The sequence below is a fragment of the Methylobacterium bullatum genome, assembly GCF_014845095.1.
GTDB lineage: Bacteria > Pseudomonadota > Alphaproteobacteria > Rhizobiales > Beijerinckiaceae > Methylobacterium > Methylobacterium bullatum.
This window is the reverse complement of sequence record NZ_NKUG01000317.1, coordinates 1-784: the sequence shown is the minus strand read 5'-3', so window position 1 is coordinate 784 and position 784 is coordinate 1. Positions and strand designations below refer to the sequence as shown.

Annotated in this window: 2 protein-coding genes; one reads left to right on the top strand and one right to left on the bottom strand. The window is 75.0% G+C overall.

Annotated elements, in window-relative coordinates; all coding sequences use genetic code 11:
* A partial coding sequence (locus MBTS_RS23410) for an FMN-binding negative transcriptional regulator (protein WP_192216616.1) occupies nt 1-144 on the bottom strand: 144 nt, incomplete at its 3' end.
* Between the two features lie 55 nt (nt 145-199).
* On the opposite strand from MBTS_RS23410, the gene MBTS_RS23405 reads away from it, so the two are divergent.
* A partial coding sequence (locus MBTS_RS23405) for a GntR family transcriptional regulator (protein ID WP_244973636.1) occupies nt 200-784 on the top strand: 585 nt, incomplete at its 3' end.

Genomic DNA, 784 nt, shown 5'->3' with positions numbered 1-784 from the left:
CGCGCCCTCGTCGAGGAGGAAGGGAACGGGGTTGGCCATTAGCCCGCCGGCGCCAGCGCTCACCAGTAGTCCCAGCGGACAGGCACGGATGAGGGCGGCCTGGGCCGCGGCATCGTCGGTGCGGAAATGGGGCGGCTCGTACATGACGCATCCTCGACGGGGCGTGGGTCTCACAGCCTCTGTTGACGCAGGGCGGATCATGCGGAAGATCCAGTTTTCGCCATCTGACTGGACCAGTTCGACGAAGACCCGGCGCCGCCCTCCCCTGCCGCTTCAGCTCGATCTCGACCCGCCGGCCGCCGGCCCGCTTCGTCGCGGGGATGCGAGCCTGCATGGGCGCGTGCGGGAGGCCCTGCGCGACGCGATCCTGGCCGGACGCCTGCCGCCGGGAGGGCGCCTGCCCTCGTCCCGCACCCTCGCCGGGGATCTCGGCTGCGCGCGGGGGACGATCCTGCTCGCCATCGAGCAGCTGGTGGCCGAAGGCTACCTCACCACCCGCCCCGGCTCCGGCACCCGCGTGGCCGACACCCTGCCCGACGATCTCCTCGTCCCGCGGGGCACGGCAGGCCGCACGCCCCCCTCCCCCGCGGCGCCGGTGCTATCGCGGCGCGGGGCGTCGCTGGCAGCGTCGCGGGGCGAGGCGGGCGACGCCCCGATCCCCGACGCTTTCGCCCTCGGCCGCCCGGCCCTCGATGCGTTTCCCCGGGAAACCTGGGCACGCCTGCTCCAGGCCGAATGGCGCCGCCGGCCCGCCCGGCGCTCGTCACCCCCCTGGGGATCCGGC